Here is a 23,769-nt window from a genome sequence, read left to right as displayed (position 1 = left end):
CAACCATGCAGATCGAATCTCGGTAAAAGTGTACTTCTTATAATAGAGGTACACTTTTTTGTGCCAAGTAATAGAAGCAATGTACGGACTATAAATAATTCATGGAATAAACAACCTGAAACTAAGTACGTTTCCTTAACAGGTGCATACGATATTTTATAAACGATGGAGAGGTTGAGGGAAATGAATTATCCTTATACGTATTATTATCAATATCCTTACTGTGGTAATTTTCCAAATCACTATCATGGAAATTATGCTTTATATCGCACCGATGACCATGAGATAGATTACGCAAACAGATTTGGGTATCCTAGCTATACGAATCTTGGTGGCAGTAATCTGTTAACAGACTATGGTCCAAATCCTTTTGTCATCAATATTAATAAAGCAACAAAACAAAACAGTACGTATAGAACGGCTTTGTGGACAGGAAGTCACTTTCAAGTTACTTTAATGAGTATTGGTATTGGAGAAGATATTGGTTTGGAGATGCATCCTAATGTGGATCAGTTTCTTCGTATTGAACAAGGGCAAGGGATTGTAAAAATGGGGAAAAGGAGAGATGGACTTACCTTTGAGAAAAGGGTTTATGATGATTCAGCTATTATCATTCCTGCTGGTACTTGGCATAACTTGATTAATACAGGGAATGCGCCACTAAAACTTTATTCTATCTATGCACCGCCTAACCACCCATTTGGTACTGTTCATCCAACCAAAGCTGATGCAGTGGAAGCGGAGTAAAGCTTACCTGTATCCAGTTTAGAGGAATGTGTGACATAGATTTTTTTGATGATAGATAAAGAATTTATGTCAACACACTTTACTTTTTTCAAGTGGATGGATGTCTCATAACAAGACAAATGACAGCAAGCGGTGCTTTAATTAGCTGCCCTATTTTTTGACACCATAAATAAGTATGGTGATTCCTAGTGCAATCCATAAAAACTTACTAAGGGACATCTTGTCAGTAAGTCCAATCAGCCCAATCGTTGTTGTTAGAATGAGGATTATGGGACCAACTATAGCAAGAGAACTATTAATAATTAGTGCTTTTTCAATTTCATTGTATTTTAAGATTAAAAATGCGGCTAGGATTTCTATACATCCTGATAATATTCTAAATGATGCGATAATGAGAACTGTTTTTTCTAATAGTGAAGACATGATTCCCCTCCTGTAAAGTACATGTCCCATTTATATGACCATATTTTTTATATCAGTACAGTATTTTACAAATCAGAAAATGGAGGGGAAGTATTACAATTTATTATTTTTTTCTAACATTACGCATTACGAAGCCACTTTTAGGTAGAGTTGGCATTTGATCTAAACTGAAACTAAAATCCTGATTGGGAACTTCAAAATAAATTTTGTTTACTAGAAATTTAATAGCAACCTTCATCACTTCAACCGTTACGCCTTCTCCAGGGCAACGGTGTCCTTTTGATGGATCACCGCCACCCTGTGGTATAAAATCAAATAGCCCACCTTGCCACTTTGCAAATCTACGAGGGTTAAAAGTATTTGGACTATCCCATAAACGAGGATCATGATTCGTACCATATAAATCGAGCATAACAAGTGTCCCTTTATTAAATTGGCAGTTTTTCCATGTGAAATCATGTTTTACTTTAGCACCTACAAATGGACCAAATGGATAGAAACGACGAACTTCATGAATAAACATTTCCAAATAATCTTTTCCTTCGGCTTTAATCTTTTCCTTTTCTTCTGTATATTCATGTAGTGCTAAAGCGGAAAAGGTAATAAAGGTTGCGTTAGCCACAATTGGTCTTAATACGTTAATAAGTTCTACTGCTGCCATCTGATCATCTAAGTGTGTTTCATCTTGCTGTTTATAAAAGGCCATTTCATATAGCGCAGTCCCTTTGGTGGCTTCTGTTTTTCCAGAGCGTACCTCTGAAATAATTCCTCTAATCCAATTTTCGACTCGGTTACGGGCTCGTCGACCTTCCCAGTGCTCTGGTCCAATTGTGCCAAAGGAGTAAATCATGGAAATGAAATCTTCAGCTCGTTCCTCCACCTCTGTTGTAGGTAACGGGACACCTGCCCATTCACAGGCAGCAGTGCATAGTACCTTTTTTACTTCATTAAATAGATTTATTTCGTAATCTAATTCCCATTTTTCTAGAGCAATATGAAGATATTTGTCCGTAAGATTCGCAAGCTTCTGTTGATGATCAGGAGTTAATAGTGACATAAAAAGAAGTTTTCGATGAAAGTGGGCATCATTATCCATCGTTTGAATGGCATTCTTACCAAACAGTGTTTGTTGTAATCTTTTTGGCGCAGCTTTTTTTCGTTGAAACTTGTCTGTATCATAAAATATCTCTGCAGCTTCTTTTCCTCTCATGCAAATGGCTTGTTGTCCGAGGATACGTGCTATAAAGATATCTGATTTATATCTATCAACTCTGTTATCTATAAATAAGTAGCCTTCCTGCAATAGAGCTGGAGTATTATCCAAACTTTTATCATGTGGAATCTGTTGATTGGTTGACATGTTTAATTCTCCTTTATTTCATTTATTGATGATAGTGGCACAAGTAATAGTTGAGCTAGGTTGTTTTCTTTTTCCGTTTCGAATTAGTTAAGGCTAAGACCCCTAATCCAACTAGTGTGAAGGATAGAAGCGGATGCTTACTGGCTTTTACATACAAACTTCTGGATCGGATCCACCCTTCATTGGTACCTCTTTCGTGCAATCCATACCCAGGATGATATAAACCATTATCTTTATTTGGAGTAGAAGGTCTATTAGCATATTGGGTCGGAGGAATTAAAAGTTCCATTAATCTATCTGTAAATCTAGGTAGAAGTGTTCCGAGCAGTTCAACAATTTTTGCCTGCGAGCCAACAAACATATCCCTTTTCGGATGCTCAGCTGCGTAAAGAATTGCTTCAGCAACAGCTTGTGGTGGATAAATCATACCTTTATGAACGGGATGTTTGTCCAAGTAATTTGTCGCGTGCTCATTATATGGCGTATCAATTCTGCCAGGATGAATGAGCGTGACGGAAACAGGTTCTTTTTCTTTTTCTAATTCCATTCTTAAGCTTTCCGTCCATCCATGTACAGCAAATTTAGAAGGAGCGTAGGTTGATTGAATAAGTGTTCCCCTGTCTCCAAACAAGCTCCCAACATTAATAAGGGCACCGGGAATTCCTCTTTCTCTAAAGTGCTTAACTGCAACTCTACTCCCGTATACGACACCCCAATAATTTGTGTCGTGCATCCGTTTCATGTCATCAATATGTACATCCATGGCGTAACCGAAAATCGCAACCCCTGCATTATTGACCCAAGTGTCAAATGTTCCAAATTCTTTAATCGCAGTTTCGGCAACAAGGTTTACATCTTCTTCCTTCCCGACATCAGCTTTTACATAGGTAGCTTGATAACCTTTATTTGAAAATTCCTTAACTAATTGATTTAATGCCTCTTCATTACGTGCTGCTAAAACAACCTTCGCTCCTTTTGAAACTGCCATCCTTGCGGTTACTAGACCAATTCCACTTGTTGCTCCAGTAATGACGATTACTTGGTCTTTTAAGGGCTTTAATGTTAACTTCTTAGACTCTAAGGGATCCTTGTTGCTTAGCTTTACGTTAAACCTCCCATTTAAAGCGATAACTTTATCGTAATAGTCAGTGCTTTTATTAATCGTTAAATCTTCCAATGTGTGCCCTCCTTAACTTGGTATACAGCAAAAATATACTTTATATAGATAGGATTGCTTTAATGTACGAATAGTATTTATTAGTTTTAAAAAAACTTTGATAATTTAGAAGGAAAGGAAGAAATTTGCATAATTTTAGCTGATACGTTGCGGTATTTGTGATGGGAAGGAAATAAGTGCACGAATCGAGCTGACCCGTTGCGGTATTTGTGGTGGGAAGGAAATAAGTGCACGAATGGAGCTGATACGTTGCGGTATTTGTGGTGGGAAGGAAATACCTGCACGAATGGAGCTGATACGTTGCGGTATTTGGGATAGGAAGGAAATACCTGCACTAATGGAGTTGATTCGTTGCGGTATTAGGGGTGGGAAGGAAATAGCTGTCCTAATGGAGCTGCTACGTTGCGGTATTTGGGATAGGAAGGAAATACCTGCACTAATGGAGTTGATTCGTTGCGGTATTAGGGATGGGAAGGAAATACCTGCACTAATGGAGTTGATTCGTTGCGGTATTAGGGATGGGAAGGAAATACCTGCACTAATGGAGTTGATTCGTTACGATTTTCAAATGGAAAAAATTAGATGCCTTAATCAATATTTTTTATAGTGTCTAAGCCGAAGTATAGATTTTCAGGATATCTTAAAAAGGAATTACAGGAATAAAGTTAGGTATTTAAAAAAAGAGGTTTCTAAAATAAATAAATTATGTGAAAAGAATAATTATAAAAAGATTGTCTATTGGATATTGTCTTTGTCAATATAAATTAGCAAAGTGGATGAAGTATATGCACGAGAAGCGAAGACTATAAAGAAGAAATATAAAAAAAGAACCAGACTCACAAGTCGGGTTCTTTTAGATAACGTATATAAATTATAAACTTATTATGACAATCTCATTTTAAAGTCTTGATAACCGAATTCTTTAACAATACGACAATCGCCATCTTTATCTTGGATAGCAATAGCAGGTAATGCCATGCCATTAAACGTTGTATTTTTTACCATAGAATAAATTGCCATGTCACCAAACACTAATCTGTCGCCACTTTTTAATGGTTGATCAAAAGAATAATCTCCGATCGTATCTCCTGCCAAGCATGTTTGTCCACCGAGTCGGTACGTAAAGGCCTTTTCCCCAACTTCACCTGATCCAAATAGTGGAGGACGATAAGGCATTTCTAATACATCAGGCATATGACAAGATGCCGAAGTATCTAATATGGCAATATCCATTTTGTTTTGCAGTGTGTCAAGCACAGTCGTAACAAGATAACCAGCATTAAGTGCAACAGCTTCACCTGGTTCAAGGTACACTTCTAAACCATAGTTATCCTGCATTCTCTTAATACAAGCTTCTAGAAGAGGAATATCATAGTCATCTCTAGTAATATGATGACCACCACCAAAATTAATCCATTCCATCTGTGGTAACCATGTCCCAAAATTATCTTCCACAGCCTTGAGCGTTTTATCTAAGTCATCAGAGTTTTGCTGACATAGTGTATGGAAATGTAAACCTGACACACCTTCAAGTAGTTCAGGACGGAAATTTTCTAATGTTACACCGAACCGAGATCCTGGTGAACACGGATCATAGATTTCATGTCCTTCTTGTGTGGAGCATTCAGGATTAATACGTAAGCCAACTTTTTTCCCTGCCTGCAGAACTTTATCTTTAAACTTTTCTAACTGTGAGAAGGAGTTAAAAATAATATGGTCACATATAGAAATAATTTCATCAATTTCATCATCACGATAGGCAGGGGAAAAGATGTGATTTTCTTTTCCCATTTCCTCGTGACCTAACCGTGCTTCGTAAAGACCGCTAGCTGTAGTCCCACTTAAGTATTCTCCGATTAGGGGATACATAGCGTACATGGAAAATGCTTTTTGTGCTAGAACAATTTTAGATCCTGTTCGTTCCATAACACCGTGAAGGATTTTTAAATTCTTTACAAGAAGACCTTCATCAACTACATAACTTGGAGTTGGTAATTCGTCGAAACGCATCTTAACGAACGTACTCCGGATCTTCTTTTTTGATAGGCTCAGCATCTACAAGCTTAGGATCGAAGCTTTCTTGCCAAGGTAATCCCCATTTATTTAGTGCTTCCATGAATGGATCTGGATCAAATTCCTCAATGTTGTACACGCCAGGCTTGTTCCATGTTCCATTCATCATTAACATTGCGCCAATCATGGCAGGTACTCCAGTTGTATAAGAAACTGCTTGGGAACCAACTTCTCTATAGCACGCTTCGTGGTCACATACATTGTAGACATAATAGGTTTTCTCTTTACCGTCTTTTTTACCAGTGAAGATACAACCAATGTTTGTTTTCCCTTTTGTACGTGGTCCAAGAGATGCTGGGTCTGGTAATACTGCTTTCAAGAATTGAAGTGGAATGATTTCTTTTCCTTCAAATTCAATTGGTTCAATGGAAGTCATCCCAACGTTTTCCAAACATTTTAGGTGTGTTAGGTAACTTTCACCAAATGTCATGAAGAAACGGATACGCTTAAGGCCAGGAATATTTACAGCTAGTGATTCTAGTTCTTCATGGTAAAGCAAGTACATGTCCTTTTCACCAATTTCAGGGAAATCATATACACGTTTAATTTCCATTGGTTCTGTCTCTACCCATTCACCATTTTCCCAGTATCTTCCGTTAGCTGAAACTTCACGGATGTTAATTTCAGGGTTGAAATTAGTTGCAAATGGATAACCATGGTCACCAGCATTACAGTCTAAAATATCAATGTACTCAATTTCATCAAAGTGATGCTTTAGTGCATGTGCAGAGAATACGCCAGTTACACCGGGATCGAATCCACTACCGAGAAGGGCAGTAATTCCTGCTTTTTCAAAACGTTCGCGGTATTCCCATTGCCATTTATATTCGAATTTTGCTGTGTCTTCGGGCTCATAGTTTGCAGTGTCTAAGTAGTTAGTTTTAGTTGCAAGGCAAGCATCCATGATTGTTAAATCTTGGTATGGTAATGCCAAGTTCATTACGATATCTGGTTTAACTTCTTCGATTAATGCAATAAGCTCGTCCACATTATTTGCATCAACTTGTGCAGTTGTAATTTTAGTTTTACCACCATCTAATTTTGCTTTTAAATCGTCACATTTAGATTTTGTACGACTAGCGATACAAATTTCCTCAAATACCTCACTATTTTGAACACATTTGTGGATAGCTACTGATGCTACTCCACCACAACCTATAACAAGTGCTTTTCCCATCTTCATGTCTCCTATCTAAATTGACTTATACTGTTCCGTACATCCATTTGTCGTTTCAATTAGTTTAAATTGTCTACCTGGATTACTATTGTTATACACAATTGAAAAAAATAACAACAAAAAAACAAGTGAAAAACGCCTACTGCGCACTACACTTGTTAGATATAATCATTAATATAAAAAAGCATAAATATATTTAAGATAAAAGTCAAATTTACTTTTACCAGAAAAGTCCTAGGACAATATTATAGAAAGCTCTTTAATATCAATATATATCATTTTAGGATCAGAGTTTATATAGCAAATAATTACTTTTATCACTCTTATTGATCGTTTCACAAGTTTTGTGCGTAAAGCACTGGTTGTAAAGTAACCAACTTATAAAATTTGAGCTTTTAACTCAATCAATAAGGCAACTTTAGTTGCCAATCGGCATTTGACCCGGCGAACCGTTGCCTTAACTCCGTGATAGAAGTGGTCAAAATTATCTGCTGGAAAGATCCTAAATTGTTATAAATATTAGCTTTCCAATTAATTCTTTTTCATAGTATCAGCTTATATTAAAAATAGCAACAGAAAAAATAGATTTATTTATAATTAATAAAATCTAATAAACTATCTAAACTATTCATCATGAAAAAACTTTTCTATAAGAAAGGTATATATCTAGTTTATATATGATTTTTAATCTTTATTTTTGTGTGTTTAAAGAAACCGCTTTCTGTTAAAATGGAAATATATACATACTAATAGAGGAGATGGACAAATGAGCAACGATAAAATTGGAATCCCATTAAAGGGATTCGCAGAATTTAGTAGAAAGGTAGCAGCAGAAGGCGCCGTGTTATTAAAAAACGAAGGCAAGGTGCTCCCTATTAAAGAAGGGGAGAGTGTTTCTGTCTTTGGAAGAACACAAATTAATTATTACCGAAGTGGTACGGGGTCAGGTGGAAGTGTAAATGTAGAATATACGACTAATCTAATAGAAGGCCTCAGAAGTAAAAATAAAATTATAGTGAATGAAGAGCTTGCGGTCATGTATGAACAATGGATTGAAGAAAATCCGTTTGATGATGGTGGTGGCGGATGGGCCGCAGAGCCATGGCATCAGAAGGAAATGCCGCTAACAAATGAAAGCGTTTTAAATGCGAGGGGTAAATCAGATAAGGCGATTATTGTAATAGGCCGGACTGCCGGAGAGGACCAAGACAACGCAGACGAAGAAGGCAGTTATCAGTTAACTTCTGAAGAGAAAAATATGATTAAAATCGTTAGTAGGCACTTTACACAAGTCGCTGTAGTCTTAAATGTATCGAATATTATCGATATGGATTGGTTAAATGATGAAGAGATAGAGAATCCAATACAAAGTGTCATCTATGTTTGGCATGGAGGGATGGAAGGAGGAAATGCTGCTGCGGATGTATTAGTAGGGGATGTAACTCCTAGTGGGAAGTTAACCGATACAATCGCTTATTCGATTCAAGATTATCCTTCTACAAGTAATCATGGAAATAAGAGTGCTAACTATTACAAGGAAGATATCTATGTAGGCTACCGATATTTTGAGACATTTTGTCCGGAAAAGGTTCAATTTGAATTTGGTTACGGTTTATCTTATACAGATTTTGCAATTGAATCGGGAGAAGCAACGATTGTTACAAAAGGTGAAGAGCAGTATATAGAGCTAGAAGTTTTCGTTAAAAACAAAGGGGATATTTATCCAGGGAAAGAAGTTGTTCAGGTCTATTATGAGGCACCACAAGGTCAACTAGGGCAGCCACGAAAAGTATTAGCAGCATTTGCGAAAACGAATTTGTTAGATCCTGGGGAAAGTGAAACACTAATGCTTCGTTTTCCTGTTAACAGTATGGCTTCCTATGATGATAGTGGGGTGACTGGTTATCGATCAGCCTATGTGTTAGAAAGTGGGTTTTATAATATTTTTGTTGGAACGAGTGTGAAACTAGTAGATCAGGTAGCTGTTGAAGGGAAAAGTGGTTATGAACTAGAAAATATTCGTGTGGTTGAACAATTACAAGAAGCATTAGCCCCGACTGAAAGTTTTACAAGAATGAAACCAGGGAATCAGAAGGATGATGGAACGTATGATTTAACATATGTTGAGGTGCCGAAACAAACGATTTCTTTAGCAGAGCGAATTAATAAGAACCTTCCTCAAACATTGGAACAAACAGGTAACCAGGGTTACACGCTAAAAGATGTCTATGATAAGAAGGTCAGTATGGAAACATTTATTGCCCAGTTAAGTGATGAAGAGCTTGCTACTATTGTTCGAGGAGAAGGAATGAGTAGTCCTTTGGTTACACCAGGAACAGCATCGGCATTTGGTGGAGTCAGTGATAGTCTGTTTAATTACGGTATTCCGATCGGGTGTACAGCGGATGGTCCTTCAGGTATTAGAATGGATAGTGGTCATAAAGCAACACAAGTACCAATTGGAACTTTACTAGCTGCCACATGGGATGTCGACTTGGTAGAAGAACTTTATTGTTTGGAAGGGAAAGAACTTGTTAGTAACAACATTGATATGTTATTAGGACCTGGTTTGAATATTAGAAGAAGCCCGTTAAATGGCCGTAATTTTGAATATTTCTCAGAAGACCCACTTATAACAGGTGCATTCGCAACAGTCAACGCTCGCGGTATTGTAAAAGGAGGATCAAACGCTACACTTAAACATTTTGCATGTAATAGTCAAGAGCATGAGCGTCATACGGTAGATGCTGTCGTTTCAGAACGTGCCCTACGAGAAATCTATTTGAAAGGATTTGAAATGGCAGTAAAACATGGTGGAGCGAAAGGGATTATGACATCTTATAACCCGATCAATGGTCATTGGTCTGCCTCTAACTATGATTTGAATACAACTGTTCTTCGTCAGGAATGGGGTTATCAAGGAATTGTAATGACAGACTGGTGGGCAAAAATGAATGATACGATAAAAGGTGGACCATCTGATACGAAAAACACAAACTTCATGGTTCGTGCTCAAAATGATTTATATATGGTGGTTAACAATTATGGAGCAGAAATTAACTCTTCTGAAGACAATACACTTAAATCTTTAGAAGATGGCAGCTTAACTCGTGGAGAGTTGCAGCGATCCGCTATAAATATTTGTAACTTTTTAATGCAAGCACCAGTGTTTTCTAGAAAACAAGAATTAAATGAAACGGTTAAGAAGTTCCAGGCAAATCCAACTCTCGAACAAACAGATGTACAAAGTTTGTCAGGAAATGAACAAGTGAGTACCACTTCAACTAAACCTACTTATATAAAAGTAGATCATGCAGGTGAATATAGAATTATTGTGAAGATTATGTCACCAGACACTAATCTAGCCCAAACAGCTTGTAATCTAACTTTAAACGATCAATTAGTGACAACGATACAAACCAATGGGACAGATGGTAGATGGATTAAGCAGAAGCTTGTAAAGATTGAGTTAGAAGAAGGTCTATATGAGTTGAAACTAGACTTTGTTAAACCAGGTATGCAAGTGGAATGGGTTGAATTTAAAAAAGTATAAGGAACTTATCGGGAAATTTATAAGTGAATAGAATGCTGAGCGAGGTGCTATCAATAGATAGTGCCTTGTTTTTTTGAAAAATTACGAGACAACTAATAAGTTTTGCCTATTTATTTGAATCTTCTTCTTTTCTTTTTTTGAAATCTAGTTTTAGAGATTTCCCACTCATAGTGAACCATATTAAGATTCCAGAGACAAAATTTAAAAAGAAAACTAACAACACAATTGTCCAGATGAACCATTCGGTATTTAGTATCTTCTCATAAGCCCAAAAATGATAAAAGTTCACTTCTTTTCACCCCTTCTCCGTTTAAATGAACTATCACAATACTGACCAATAATATTAAGCTTTATTCAATATGGTTATATATTGATACGATTTGGGCAATATTCAATAAAGAAGGTATCTTTATAAAGGAGAAAGCGAATGCCAACGAACCTTGAATTAAAAATGAAACAACAACTTTCTGAAAATATAGATGCCAATATAAATACAATTAATAGTCTATTAGAAGATAATGATGACTTAGTGATACGTACTTTTTACTTACAATTCCAACAAGAGATTAAGTGCATAATGTTTTATTTAGAAGGAATAGTTAATGCAAATAAGATAGATTCAACACTACATGACTTAATGAGCTATCGGTCAGCTAATAAAGCAACCGAGAATCAAGAAAGTAGCAACAAAGAGTTGGCTGAATCTATCCAAAAACATCTATCACATAATTCCTCGGTTATGGTTTGTAGCAATATTAGGGATGGGATTACTGCAATATTAAATGGTGATTGCCTATGTATCATAGATCAATCAGATCAAGGACTTTGTGTCTCGTCTAAGGGTGGAGATAAACGGGCTGTAGAAGAGCCAATGTCAGAGCAAGTCGTACGTGGTCCACGAGATGGCTTTACGGAGGATATCCGGACTAATACAGCACTTGTTAGACGTAGAATTAAAGATGTGAGACTTAAGATGGAAGGACTTAAGGTCGGAACATCAACACAAACTACGATTAATATTTCCTACATTAGTGGTGTCGTAAAGAAAGGGTTAGTGGAAGAGGTTAAACAGAGGCTTAACAAAATCAATATTGATGGAATATTAGAAAGTAATTATATTGAGGAATTAATAAGAGATGCCCCTTATTCCCCTTTTTCAACCGTAATGAATACAGAGCGTCCAGATAAAGTGGCCGCAGCGCTGTTAGAGGGACGAGTAGCTATATTCGTAGACAACACTCCATTTGTGCTTGTTGTTCCTGTGAACTTCTGGGACTTTTTACAAGCGAGTGACGATTACTATTTACATTACTTGACTGGAACATTTATTAGGTGGGTACGTTATGTTGCTTTTATTATTAGTCTAACACTACCTTCTATCTATGTTTTATTAACTAGTTTTCACCAAGAAATGATACCAACAGCACTTGCACTAACTATTGCATCTGGACGTGAGGTAATCCCATTTCCAGTCTTATTTGAAGCAATTGTAATGGAAATTATTTTTGAACTTATGAGGGAAGCTGGTTTACGAATGCCAAAGCCGATTGGTCAAGCAGTTAGTATTGTAGGTTCTCTTATTATAGGGCAAGCGGCAGTTCAAGCTGGGGTCGTATCTCCGTTTATGGTAATTATTGTGGCACTTACAGGAATTAGCTCCTTTGCTATCCCAAATTTTTCAGCGGCCTATTCTATTCGATTAACTCGTTTTCCTTTACTGATTGCATCCGGTACGTTGGGCTTACTAGGCTTTATTGGAATGTTTTTTATTCTAGCAATTCACGCTGTGTCAATTAGATCATTTGGTGAATCGTATTTAGCACCTGCTACTCCATTTAAGCCTTCGGACCAAAAAGATTTCGTCGTACGTTTTCCTTGGTGGGGAATGAACAGAAGACCGCAGCTTGCCTCAGGAAAAGGGGTGCGTCAGGCTACAAAAAAACCAACACCACCTCAGGAGGAAGAGAATAGTAATAAAGGAAGTAGTAGTGTGATAGAGGCTGGTAAGTACATTAGTCATGAAAAAGCAGATGATAATAGTAAAAGAGGTCGCAAGCAAAGAAAAACAATAAAACTAGCTGATTTAGTAGCAAGTAAAAATAAGAATGATCAAGATAATAGAAAATGATTAGGCTGTAAGGAGATTGTGTTCTATGGCAAGGTACTTTTGGAGAACGGGATTTATGTTAGCCTGTTTACTTATCTTGACTAGTTGTGTAGGTAAAAGGGAAATAGATGACCTTGCGATGGTAATGGGGGTTGGATTAGATCTAGTAGAGGCTGAAAATGGTGAACAGCATGTGAAAGTCACCGCCCAAATTGCTAGACCAGCAGATGCAAGAGGTCAAACAGGTGCTCCCTCAGGTCAAACAGGTGAACCAATATGGACTATATCAGCTACTGATAAATCTATTTTTGGTGCGATTAGAAAATTAGGTAGCGCTTCTTCCAGACGAATTTTCTGGGCTCACTCTTATGTGATTGTAATCAATGAGGATCTTGCTAAGAATGGGATTAAGGACATAATAGACTTTTTTATACGAAACCCGGAATTACGGATGCGTACGTGGGTTGCTGTCACTCCTGATAATGCCAGTGAATTAGTATCATCATTGACAGGACTTGAAGTTATACCAGGACAATCTATTGATGGTTTATTTCGATATAGTAAAATCACTCGTTCCGCACCGAGAACGCAGATGATAGACCTGCATGCAGCCTACTTAAGTGATAGTACAGAGCTTTACTTGGCCCGATTAAAGTTAGAAAGTAATGAAATATCGAACAAACAACCAGAACAAGGTGAAAAGCAGAAAAATATAACACTTGCTGGAACAGGTGTGTTTAAGGGAGATAAATTGATTGGGACATTGTCTGCGAAGGAAACACGTTCACTCCTATTATTTGTAGAAGATGTTAAATCAGGTGTTGGAATTGTAAAGTGTCAAGACGATGAGAGCAAATTCTCTACATTTGAATTGGTCCACGAAACATTGAAAGTTACGCCAGATTATAAGAATGGAAAGCCAGAATTTACTTTAACAGTGAGAACAACTGCCAAATTAGTCGAAACGGATTGTACTATTGGATTTGATGATGATGATAAAATTGCTGAGTTGGAGACAGATATAGAAAATGAATTAAAAAGTGATGTAACGAACATGTTAGATAAAGTTCAGAATGAATTTGGTGTGGATATTTTGGAGGCTGGTAATGTTTTTAATAACGAGCATCCAAGTGAATGGAAGGAACTTCGAAATAATTGGAATTCACATTTTGAAAAAGCTGCTATTCATCTAAATATGGATGTGAAACTTAAAAGTGGTGCGCTTTTATTTAAACCAACTACTTCGGGTAAGAAGGTTGATCAATGAAATATAAAATAACAAATGGCATGTATATGGCCTTAATAATTAATATGCTTTATCCAAAGGCAATAGGGATTACACAAGGAAGTATTGCTAGAGAAGTAGGGAGCGATATGTGGATATCAACACTAGTCGCTACTTTGCTCGCTCTCCTTATATTTTGGTTACTGGTAGTTGTGATTCAGCGTATTCCGGAATTAGATATTATTGATCATAGTAAAGTTTTATTTGGCCCGTTGTTCTCCAAACTTGTCTCTCTAATTATGTTTATATATTTTGTGCTTTCTTTTGGTCCAATTATGGTTACCTTTGTCTATCATTTGAAAGATTTTTTCTTACCCGACGCACCTGTCATCCTTTTTATTGTAGTAGCAGTAATTGTTGGCTCCTATGCAGTTTACTTTGGAATAGAAGTAATTGCTCGAATTTCGCTAATAGGTCTTTTTTGCATTATTTTATTAAATACTCTTCTCATTATAGGTTCACTTGAGGACTTTGATATCCGTGAATTACTTCCTGTCTTTGAATTTGGTATAACTAGTCCTATTCTTGCTAGTAGACATCACCTAGCTGATTGGTCTATCGTGATGATGATGTGCCTGGTTATTTTACCAACAGTAAACAATGATGAGGGGTGGAGGAGATCTAGTATGTTTGGTGTAATCTTCTCTCTCATATTTGTGGTGATGTGGCCAATTTTAGAAACAGGTGTGTTAACCTCTCAAGTTACTTCACAATATTTGGTTGCCTGTATGCAAATGGCTCGAAGCGCCCACATTGGTTTTTTTCTGCATAGATATGAAATGGTGATGATTGCTTTTTTTGGTATTTCGGTTTTAACCCAAATTACAATAGCACTATTATGTGCCTCTGTATGTTTTTCTAAGTTATTTGGTTCTAAAAAATATCATCCTGCAATCCTACCAAGTGCCATCATCATGGGAGCATACGGTTATTGGGTAGTTTTGAATCATAACCGTGCTATGGGGATTCTGGAAAATTCATGGGTAACTTATTCATTATCCATCACTCTCGGAATAATAGGGTTTATGTGGATCATTGGTTTTTTTATGAAAAAGAAGATAAAAAATGCAAAGTGACAATGTCATTAATGCCCTTTGTCATAAGAAAAGGATTCTGTCTTAACAAACAAGGGTTAAAGTGGGATGGATTAACCCTGGAAGTATAGAAGTGAGTTTAATAATAAAATCAAGAACGAGTGTAACAAATGAGGCTTCCTTCGTTCTTAATGTACTGCTTATCATGGAGTTAGGGATTGGCTAATTGCTCTGCCTCTAAGTCTAGAATAAGCTGCTTTATTTCCCCAATCTCTTTACGTTGCGATTCAATAATTTCTTCGGCAAGTTTTTCGACTCGGGGATCAGAGAGGTTTGCTCGTTCACTTGTTAATATTGCGATAGAATGATGTGGAATCATTGCTTTCATCCATGCTGTGTCTTCAACAGTCCTTATCATTCCCACACGTTAAAATCTAATCTAATGTTAGAATTCCATCTCTGAAAATATAAAGTAACACTGAAGTGAAAAACGACTATTATGAGGTGTAAGTTATTTCAAAGTGTACTTAAAGGCGAACGATTATATGTTTTTTGCGTTTAATATTAAGTTATAGTTGATTTAAATCATGTTCTTTGCTATATTATCCATATACAATTTAAATATTTACTCGTATATATTCAGTAATATGGTCTGAGTGTCTCTACCAAGTTCCCACTACAAGAACTGGACTACGATTAAAGTATTTGACGGAACCCTTAATTTTGGGCTCTGCTTTGAGTGAAATAGGATACTTTAACCAAGTCGGTCTAGAGGGTAGGAGCACTATATCTCTTAGGCCTTTTTTGATATATTCTAGAGATTTCATACAACAAGTATTGAGATTGGAAAGCTGCTCAATTATTGCAATACCTTTCTACAAATTAAAAAGACAAGACTATGTGTGACTGGCGAACGCGGAAAACCGCGAGGGAGCACTTAGTGTCATAGCCGTTCGCCTGGGCAGAGGTAAGGGATCATGATCCCTTACCTCTTTCTGTTTATTAGGAGGGATAGTCGAAACTATTTTGATTAGAAAACTAGATGAATGGACAGATGGAAGCCTTGTTATGCCTTTGCCTTAGACAATTTAGAGGAGGAATATAAAAATGAGCACAGTGTTAATAGAGAAAGAAAAAACAGTTAGAACCTTAAACAATATTTCTAAAAGTGGATTAAGTGTGTTTAAAAATAATTATACAATTGACGGTGACAATGAAGATCCAGAAGCTATTTTGGTGCGTAGCTTTAATATGCATTCTATGGAATTTGGAAATAGCTTAAAAGCTATTGCCCGTGCAGGTGCGGGGGTTAATAATATTCCTATTGAAACATGTACAGAAAAAGGTATTGTCGTATTTAACACGCCTGGAGCCAACGCAAATGCGGTGAAAGAACTTGTACTCACTTCAATTATGGCTTCTTCTCGAAACCTTTTTGATAGTATTGCCTGGACGAAAACGCTAGAAGGCGAAGGGGACAACATTTCCAAACTTGTAGAAGCAGGGAAAAAACAATTTGTTGGGAAAGAAATGAAAGGGAAAACGTTAGGGATCATCGGATTGGGAGCGATTGGTGCATTAGTAGCTAATGATGCTATTGCATTAGGGATGGATGTAATCGGTTTTGATCCTTTTATATCGGTAGATACAGCATGGAACCTATCAAGTCATGTTCAACGGGCAATGACCATTGAGGAATTATTCTCTGAAGCGGATTACATTACTGTACACGTTCCCTTTACAGATAACACGGCAGGCATGTTCAACAAACAAACATTTGAATTGATGAAGACTGGTGTTCATATTTTAAATTTTTCACGTGGTGAGTTAGTTAACGAAACAGATATCAAAGGGGCACTTGAAAGTGGCAAGGTAGGTAAGTATATTACGGATTTCCCTAATGAAAATGTATTGAAAATGGAAAACGTAATTGCGATACCTCACCTTGGTGCATCCACAAAGGAATCAGAGGATAATTGTGCTGTTATGGCAGCTCGTCAGGTGAAGGACTTTTTAGAAACTGGAAATATTAAGCATTCTGTAAATTTTCCCAATGCCTGTCTTCCTTATACAGGGAAAACACGCTTAGCTGTATTTCATAAAAATGTTCCCAATATGGTAGGGCAAATTACGTCAGCATTATCAAGCTTTAGCCTTAATATAGCTGATATGGTTAACAGAAGTCGTGGGGAATATGCCTATACAATGGTAGATATTGAAAATGACGTCACGGAGGATATAATTCCTAGTTTGGAAGATGAAATTAGTCTGATCAATGAAGTTGTTAGGACTCGTATAATTTAAAGCTTACAAATTACATTAAAAGTGTTTTAATTAAAGTTTCTCATTCATTGTTATTAAGCAGACAGCCGTAGTTGAGAGAAAATCTGTAGTAACTTGATATACTTTAATTATTTAAGTGCAAACCCGACGCTGCGGATTGTGAAGTGAAAGGAATTCTAACGTCGCGAAATTAGATAAATATCAAGAATTCTCTATGTAAAGGGCTCCTTACATTGCGAAATTAGAAAAACAATAAGAATTCGCTTTGAAAGGGCAGCTTACGTCGCGAATTTAGAGAAACCAAGAGAACTCCCATCGTAAGAGGGTTCCTTAGAACGCGAAATTAGAGAAACCATAAGAACTCGCATCGTAAGAGGGTTCCTTAGATCGCGAAATTAGCGGAACCAAGAGAATTCGCATCGTAAGAGGGTTCCTTACATCGCGAAATTAGCGGAACCAAGAGAATTCGCATCGTAAGAGGGTTCCTTACATCGCGAAATTAGAGAAACCATAAGAACTCGCTTCGTTAGAGGGCAGCTTACGTCGCGAAGTTAGATAAACAATAAGAATTCGCTTCGTTATGTTGCCTATCCAAATACTTACTGGTGATTCTATGGAAAATCTTTAATACCACAGTGGTTAGGAAAAGATTTTTTTCGAAAAGATGGTTTTCTTTCTACTATCTAAAACCGATAAACAAACATTATCTTTGACACTATTATATCTATTGTGAATACTGAAGAAAGACACTTAGAGTAGTGACAAAAGTAAAGGGGTATTTATTATGTCTAAGATATATGTTATTCACGAAAATGATGATTGGACCCAACATTTAATCAACAGGTTCGAGGAGTTAGAGTTACCTTATGAAACATGGCATCTGGATAAGGGATTAGTCGACTTATCTTCAGAACCACCAGAAGGTATCTTTTACAATCGGATGAGTGCTTCATCCCATTCAAGAGGACACCGTTATGCACCAGAACTAACTGGAGCAGTTCTTGCATGGCTAGAACAACATAACCGGACAGTTCTAAATGGCAGTAGTGCACTAAATCTAGAACTAAGCAAAATTAACCAATATGCGGCCTTAGAAGCAAGTGGAATTAATACACCAAAGACAATTGGAGCTGTAGGACGTGAATCATTATTACAGGCTGCAAAAAAGCTTGATAAAACCCCATTTATTACGAAGCACAATCGTGCAGGAAAAGGATTAGGTGTTCAACTATTCCACTCTGTTAAGGCACTAGAAAATTATCTGGATAGTGAAGAATTTGAAGAACCTATTGATGGAATTACGCTTATTCAGGAGTATATTGAATCACCCGATTCGTATATAACTAGGGCTGAGTTTGTCGGTGGTAAGTTTATCTATGCAGTAAGAGTCGATACATCGGATGGGTTTGAATTGTGTCCTGCAGATGCTTGTCGGATTGATGACAAGTTTTGTCCAGTTGGGGAAGAAGAGGAAAGACCAATGTTTGAAATTATAGAGGATGTAGATCGCAATCTAATTGCGAAATATGAATCGTTTTTAGCTGCTAAGCAGATTGATGTTGCAGGTATTGAGTTTATTCAAAACGCAGATGGTGAAGTTTTCACGTATGATATAAATACAAACACAAACTATAATTCAGAAGCTGAAGCTAAGGCGGGCAAGTTTGGTATGTTGAAGCTTGCGAAGTTCTTAGGAGATACTTTACATCAAAATAAATGAACATAAAATAATAGTATTACGGAACCCCAAGTTTGAAAGTGAACTTGGGGTTCTTTTATTAGAGTTCAAAATAATCTTCCTGTACGGTGGTTAATTTTTTAAATGGAAATGGAAAACTAAACTAATATAAAAGGATAGTAAAGACTGTGTTACTGCAATCCAGTTTAGAATGATGAAACTATTATTGAATTAATATGAAATTTTTCTAAAAAAATCCATTTGCTTATAGTATAATGTTTACAAAACATAGCATATTTCGACATGAGGGATTGTTTAGCTAATGACATATTCATTCTTTTCTTTTAATATCTTTGATGTTGTTCTCGTCATTATATTATCTATTATCAGCTGCAAGATTGGATTTGAATTCAGTATACGACTAAAAACACTACGTAATAGACGGCAGCTTAAACTAATTTTGTATTCCTTAATGTTGGGAGCTAGTTTCTGGATTAATTACACGTATGTTTATCTATCGATTCCCATTCCGATTGGGATAGACAATCCAATTCAATTTTCCATCATTGTGTTCCTATTTTGTTTTGGAGGAAGCTACTTTACCTTAGCCATGTCTAGAGCTCATGAACTAAAGATATGGAAATATATAGTTTCTAGTTTTTTTATTACTTTCCTTATACTATCGGTGACAACCTTTGGATTATCAATTCTATTCATGGAGTTTGTCGATTTTAAATCTGCTTTATTCTTTTTGAGCTTTTTGACTGTAAGTACTACAGCCTTTTGCTTGCTAAGGTTTTTAAGACAGATTACTAATGAAGAGGACAAATCAATTAGAAGTAGATGGTTAAATTTTGGATCGATTGTTTGTGGGTTATCAATTGGTGGAATCCCATATTTAGTGCTTACAACTATTCTGGACTTTGATAGCTTATTACAGCACGAATATAGTGGGTATGCCTTTTTGGACCCATTTATATATGTTATGTCCACTAACTTTATTCTTATGATATCTCCTGATTTGTTTGCAGAGCGAGTCCTCTCAACAACGTTAGTAAAATACAAATCATTATTCAGTTTTAATCCGAACGCTGTTTATTCGGTAGATTTAGATGGGAAGATTACTAGTGTCAATAAGGAAATGGTCAAAATGACAGGCTATGACCAAGAAGAATTAATTGGAGAAGATTTTATTTCATTGTTATTAAGAATTAAAGATAAGCAATCCATTAATGATTATTTATCTCAAGTAAGAAAAGGCTCTGTAAAAGATATCGAAACAACGATAACGGATAAATCTAATCAAATTACTTACGTTAAAATTACGACGATGACCATCGTTATTAATGGTAGTATAACTGGTTATTACGCGGTTATGAAGGATATTTCGGAGGAAAGACGATCTCAGGAAGTGATTCAAAAGTTAGTTTACTATGATGACCTTACTAAATTATATAATAGAAGGAAATTGTTAGAAATAATAAATGACTTAGTTACTAAAAAACAAGAGTTTTCGATCATGTTAATAGACTTTGATCGATTTAAAAGAATTAATGATAGTTTTGGTCACGCATTCGGAGACGAGTTATTAAAGAAAATAGCTGTTAGATTAAAATCAGTTATGAAAGATAATGGAATTGTCGGAAGGTTAGGTGGAGATGAGTTTCTAATCGTATGTCAAAAGACTGATATAGAATCCCACTATCTTCCTGCTATTATTAATGAGTTTAGAAAACCAATGACGATTATGGGAGTAGAAGTGATTTCAACAGCTAGTGTAGGAGTCTCGAGTTATCCTATCGATTCTAACAATATCGATGAATTATTGAAGTTTGCTGATATTGCCATGTATCATACAAAGGATAATGGGTCGAACGGCTACTCCTTATTCTCCAATAGCATGTTAAACGGAAATTTAGAAGGAATAGCTATTGAGAATGAATTAAGGCATGCGATTGAAGAGAATGAATTATCAATCTACTATCAACCTAAATATAATATGATAAATGGAGAAATGGTTGGAGCTGAATCACTGTCAAGGTGGAGACACCCAATAAAAGGTTTTATCCCTCCAAGTATATTTATACCTTTAGCTGAAGAAATTGGAATAATAGATAAATTGGAAAAAAACATGATTGTTGGTGTTTGTGAGATGCTTTCACGGTGGAAAAGTGAAAACAGAAAAATATATCGTACGTCTATTAACATCTCATTACCCACTTTACTAAATGATGATTTAATAGAATTTATCTCTGCTACTCTGACAAACTGTCATATTGATGGATCTTTATTGGAATTTGAAATCACCGAGCGGATAGTAATGAAATATGAGGAAGAGGTAAATTATAAGCTACAGCAATTGAGGGAATTTGGCATAGAGATAAGCATAGATGACTTTGGAACAGGTTATAGTTCGTTAAGCTATTTATATAAACTTGAGGTAGATAGATTAAAGATTGATAAGTCATTTGTAGATCAATGTGTTGTTAATTCTGAAGTGGTATCGACTATTATTTCTTTAGCTAAAGGTTTGGGTCTAAAGGTGATTGCAGAAGGGGTCGAGGATAAGGAACAATTGGAGGTCTTACTAGACTTAGGTTGCTATGAAGCGCAAGGTTTCTATTACTGCAAACCATTAGATTACGCAGAGTTTGAACTGAGATTACCTACTATTACCACTTATTCGCAACAAGGTAGTAATGAGTTCTAATATAAAGAGTTTTGAAAAGGTGTCAGCCCGTTACTTTATGTTCGGATTGACACTTTTCTTTATTAATTCAAATTCAACCTAGTTTATGTTTTCTTATACGCCGCCCCACGAAGAATTTGGATTATTACAGAGATTTAATTGGTGGAATTCCTAGTTTGAAGGTACAAAAAATAGAATAGTTATTTGGTTGGGTTAATGTTTAAAAGGAGAAGAAGTGATAAAAGGAATACCACACTAATTTCAGGTGTGTCACCTTTTAGAATGATTTAAAAGCTTTCTGATAAAATAATCTAATTTTAGAAAAAGAGCATGTTATTTTATTAAAAGATTACGATGACTCTGCTATAATTCTTGTAGATATAGTCTTGAGAGTGGGGCCTTTATGTTTAAAATTTTATTAGTTGAAGATGATAATGCTTTATTTAATGAGATTAAAGAAAGGTTGTCTCAGTGGTCTTATGAGGTATCAGGAATTGATGATTTTCAAAAAGTAATGGAAAAGTTCACTATGTTTACGCCCGACTTAGTTATCATTGACATCCAACTACCTATGTATGATGGTTTTCATTGGTGCAGAATGATCAGAGAGCATTCTAATATCCCTATTATTTTTCTTTCTTCAAGGGATCACCCTACTGATATGGTCATGTCAATGAATCTTGGTGCTGATGACTTTGTTCAAAAGCCATTCCATTTTGATGTTCTAATTGCTAAGATTCAGGCTATCCTACGTCGTGTTTATAACTACAATACGGAGGCTCTCCATCTAAAAACATGGCTTGGAGCAACAATTGATAGTGAGCGAAGCCGAGTTACCAATGAGCAGGGGACAATGGAGCTAACGAAAAATGAAATGTACATATTAAATATATTGATCGATAGAAAAAATAAAATCGTTAGTCGTGAGGAATTAATAAACCGGTTATGGGATGATCAACGATTTGTCAGTGATAATACATTAACCGTAAATGTGAATCGTTTGAGGAAAAGATTAGACGAAATTGGATTAGGAAAATATATTCAAACAAAAATGGGACAAGGTTACTTAGCAGTAGACCAGGTGAATACATGATAAGAAAATTTGTACGCGAGAGAATTAGTTGGATTATGGTTGTTCTAGCCCTGCAGTTGTTAGGGTTGGTGATGGCTTTTCTAGATTCAGCGATTAGTTTTTCATCCATGTTTTATTATGTGTTTTTATCTACTGTTATTTTTGTCCTGTTTATCGTCATCAGATTTCATCGAGAAACTAATTTTTTTCTAGAACTCCTAGATCGAGAAGACAATCTAGATAAGACGAGCCTGCCAGAGGCAAGTTCCCCTTTTGAAGAAATCGTTGAGAAGAGCATCACGAAAACAGTTGACCATCTCAAACACGAATCTTCAAGGAACAAACTAATGCTTGAACAAGAAAAGGATGAGCTCCTATCTTGGATCCATGAAGTAAAGACCCCGATGACAACGATGCATCTAATAATAGATAGAATTGGGGATCTACATGTAAAGGCTGATTTAACTAGGGAATGGCTTCGTATCCACTTACTCTTAGACCAACAGCTTCATCAAAAAAGAATTCCTTTTATCGAAAATGATTTATATATAGAAGAAGTTAAATTAAACACTATTATTGTAGAAGAAATTACAACATTGCGATCGTGGTGTATGCAAAAAGATATAGGAATTGAAATAAATCTTCAGGTTGAGACAGTGCTAAGTGATGCTAAATGGCTAGCGTTCATTATCCGTCAATTAGTAACGAATGCAGTGAAGTATAGTAATCCGTCTTCTGAAATCTTGATAATAAGTAGGAAACAAAATGGTCGAACTTTCTTACAAGTAATGGACAACGGACGTGGAATAGATCCGAAAGATTTACCTCGTATATTTGATAAGGGTTTTACATCTACTAATCAACATGGTGATCATGCTGCAACAGGTATGGGGTTATATCTTGCCAAAGCAGCTGCTGAATCTTTGTTAATTCACATTAAGGTGGAATCGAAAGTTGGAATAGGGTCTACTTTTTCACTATTCTTTTCGGAAAAAAATGAATTTGAAAAGACTAGAGGGATGTGACAAAAGTGTCACATCCCTTTGTTATTTGTTAGGAGAATGAAAGGACTCTTGAACAAATGCCGTATAAAATAAAACTATCAAATAGA

Annotated in this window: 17 protein-coding genes and 2 riboswitches; of the genes, 11 read left to right on the top strand and 6 right to left on the bottom strand. The window is 36.1% G+C overall.

Annotation, left to right across the window (positions count from 1 at the left end):
• Positions 1-183: 183 nt before the first annotated feature.
• On the top strand, positions 184-747 hold the full coding sequence (locus H7K77_RS12940; protein ID WP_186578257.1) for a cupin domain-containing protein: 564 nt from the start codon (positions 184-186) through the stop codon (positions 745-747).
• Positions 748-897: 150 nt separating this feature from the next.
• On the opposite strand, the gene H7K77_RS12935 is transcribed toward H7K77_RS12940, so the two are convergent.
• The 3 genes from H7K77_RS12935 to H7K77_RS12925 all read right to left on the bottom strand — a co-directional run bounded on the left by H7K77_RS12935 (position 898) and on the right by H7K77_RS12925 (position 3,659).
• On the bottom strand, positions 898-1,170 hold the full coding sequence (locus H7K77_RS12935) for a YqhV family protein (protein ID WP_186578256.1): 273 nt from the start codon (positions 1,168-1,170) through the stop codon (positions 898-900).
• Between the two features lie 103 nt (positions 1,171-1,273).
• Positions 1,274-2,530 (bottom strand): cytochrome P450, encoded by a 1,257-nt coding sequence (locus tag H7K77_RS12930; protein WP_186578255.1) that lies wholly within the window; start codon positions 2,528-2,530, stop codon positions 1,274-1,276.
• Positions 2,531-2,585: 55 nt separating this feature from the next.
• On the bottom strand, positions 2,586-3,659 hold the full coding sequence (locus tag H7K77_RS12925; protein WP_186578277.1) for an SDR family oxidoreductase: 1,074 nt from the start codon (positions 3,657-3,659) through the stop codon (positions 2,586-2,588).
• A 283-nt stretch (positions 3,660-3,942) separates the two neighbouring features.
• On the opposite strand from H7K77_RS12925, the gene H7K77_RS12920 reads away from it, so the two are divergent.
• Positions 3,943-4,314 (top strand): hypothetical protein, encoded by a 372-nt coding sequence (locus tag H7K77_RS12920; protein ID WP_186578254.1) that lies wholly within the window; start codon positions 3,943-3,945, stop codon positions 4,312-4,314.
• Positions 4,315-4,589: 275 nt separating this feature from the next.
• Here H7K77_RS12920 and nspC read toward each other — a convergent pair whose 3' ends face one another.
• Both nspC and H7K77_RS12910 read right to left on the bottom strand, forming a co-directional pair.
• Positions 4,590-5,717 carry a carboxynorspermidine decarboxylase gene (gene nspC / locus H7K77_RS12915; protein ID WP_186578253.1) on the bottom strand — a complete coding sequence of 376 codons (1,128 nt, stop codon included), beginning with the start codon at positions 5,715-5,717 and terminating at the stop codon, positions 4,590-4,592.
• A gap of 1 nt (position 5,718) precedes the next feature.
• Positions 5,719-6,957, bottom strand: a complete 1,239-nt coding sequence (locus H7K77_RS12910) for a saccharopine dehydrogenase family protein (protein ID WP_186578252.1) — start codon at positions 6,955-6,957, stop codon at positions 5,719-5,721.
• A 766-nt stretch (positions 6,958-7,723) separates the two neighbouring features.
• Here H7K77_RS12910 and H7K77_RS12905 point away from each other — a divergent pair.
• The 4 genes from H7K77_RS12905 to H7K77_RS12890 all read left to right on the top strand — a co-directional run bounded on the left by H7K77_RS12905 (position 7,724) and on the right by H7K77_RS12890 (position 14,978).
• On the top strand, positions 7,724-10,510 hold the full coding sequence (locus tag H7K77_RS12905) for a glycoside hydrolase family 3 C-terminal domain-containing protein (protein ID WP_186578251.1): 2,787 nt from the start codon (positions 7,724-7,726) through the stop codon (positions 10,508-10,510).
• Between the two features lie 427 nt (positions 10,511-10,937).
• Entirely contained in the window at positions 10,938-12,638 is a 1,701-nt protein-coding gene (locus tag H7K77_RS12900) for a spore germination protein (protein WP_235988930.1), read from the top strand.
• Between the two features lie 25 nt (positions 12,639-12,663).
• The gene (locus tag H7K77_RS12895) at positions 12,664-13,884 is read left to right on the top strand and encodes a Ger(x)C family spore germination protein (RefSeq protein ID WP_235988929.1); all 1,221 of its coding nucleotides are present in this window, start codon (positions 12,664-12,666) and stop codon (positions 13,882-13,884) included.
• The gene (locus H7K77_RS12890) at positions 13,881-14,978 is read left to right on the top strand and encodes a GerAB/ArcD/ProY family transporter (protein WP_186578250.1); all 1,098 of its coding nucleotides are present in this window, start codon (positions 13,881-13,883) and stop codon (positions 14,976-14,978) included. The genes H7K77_RS12895 and H7K77_RS12890 overlap by 4 nt, the downstream gene beginning before the upstream one ends.
• 169 nt (positions 14,979-15,147) lie before the next feature.
• Here H7K77_RS12890 and H7K77_RS12885 read toward each other — a convergent pair whose 3' ends face one another.
• Positions 15,148-15,354, bottom strand: a complete 207-nt coding sequence (locus tag H7K77_RS12885; protein WP_222599357.1) for a DUF305 domain-containing protein — start codon at positions 15,352-15,354, stop codon at positions 15,148-15,150.
• Between the two features lie 191 nt (positions 15,355-15,545).
• Positions 15,546-15,649: riboswitch (purine riboswitch) on the top strand.
• Positions 15,650-15,828: 179 nt separating this feature from the next.
• Positions 15,829-15,906, top strand: a riboswitch (ZMP/ZTP riboswitch).
• Between the two features lie 137 nt (positions 15,907-16,043).
• Between H7K77_RS12885 and H7K77_RS12880 the strand changes: the two genes are divergently transcribed.
• The 5 genes from H7K77_RS12880 (at position 16,044) to H7K77_RS12860 (ending at position 23,683) form a co-directional block, all read left to right on the top strand.
• Positions 16,044-17,240 (top strand): phosphoglycerate dehydrogenase, encoded by a 1,197-nt coding sequence (locus tag H7K77_RS12880; protein WP_186578249.1) that lies wholly within the window; start codon positions 16,044-16,046, stop codon positions 17,238-17,240.
• A 763-nt stretch (positions 17,241-18,003) separates the two neighbouring features.
• Positions 18,004-18,939, top strand: coding sequence for an ATP-grasp domain-containing protein (locus H7K77_RS12875; protein WP_186578248.1), 936 nt, complete (start codon positions 18,004-18,006; stop codon positions 18,937-18,939).
• Positions 18,940-19,219: 280 nt separating this feature from the next.
• A complete protein-coding gene (locus H7K77_RS12870) occupies positions 19,220-21,607 on the top strand; it encodes a sensor domain-containing protein (RefSeq protein WP_186578247.1) in 2,388 nt (795 codons plus the stop codon).
• Between the two features lie 382 nt (positions 21,608-21,989).
• A complete protein-coding gene (locus H7K77_RS12865; RefSeq protein WP_186578246.1) occupies positions 21,990-22,679 on the top strand; it encodes a response regulator transcription factor in 690 nt (229 codons plus the stop codon).
• Positions 22,676-23,683, top strand: coding sequence for a sensor histidine kinase (locus tag H7K77_RS12860; protein WP_186578245.1), 1,008 nt, complete (start codon positions 22,676-22,678; stop codon positions 23,681-23,683). Before H7K77_RS12865 ends, H7K77_RS12860 begins: the two co-directional genes overlap by 4 nt.
• Positions 23,684-23,769: the final 86 nt, after the last annotated feature.

The sequence above is a fragment of the Aquibacillus kalidii genome (assembly GCF_014280935.1).
Lineage (GTDB): Bacteria > Bacillota > Bacilli > Bacillales > Amphibacillaceae > Aquibacillus_D > Aquibacillus_D kalidii.
Note: the sequence above shows the minus strand (reverse complement) of the source record. Positions and strands in the feature narration are given on the sequence as shown.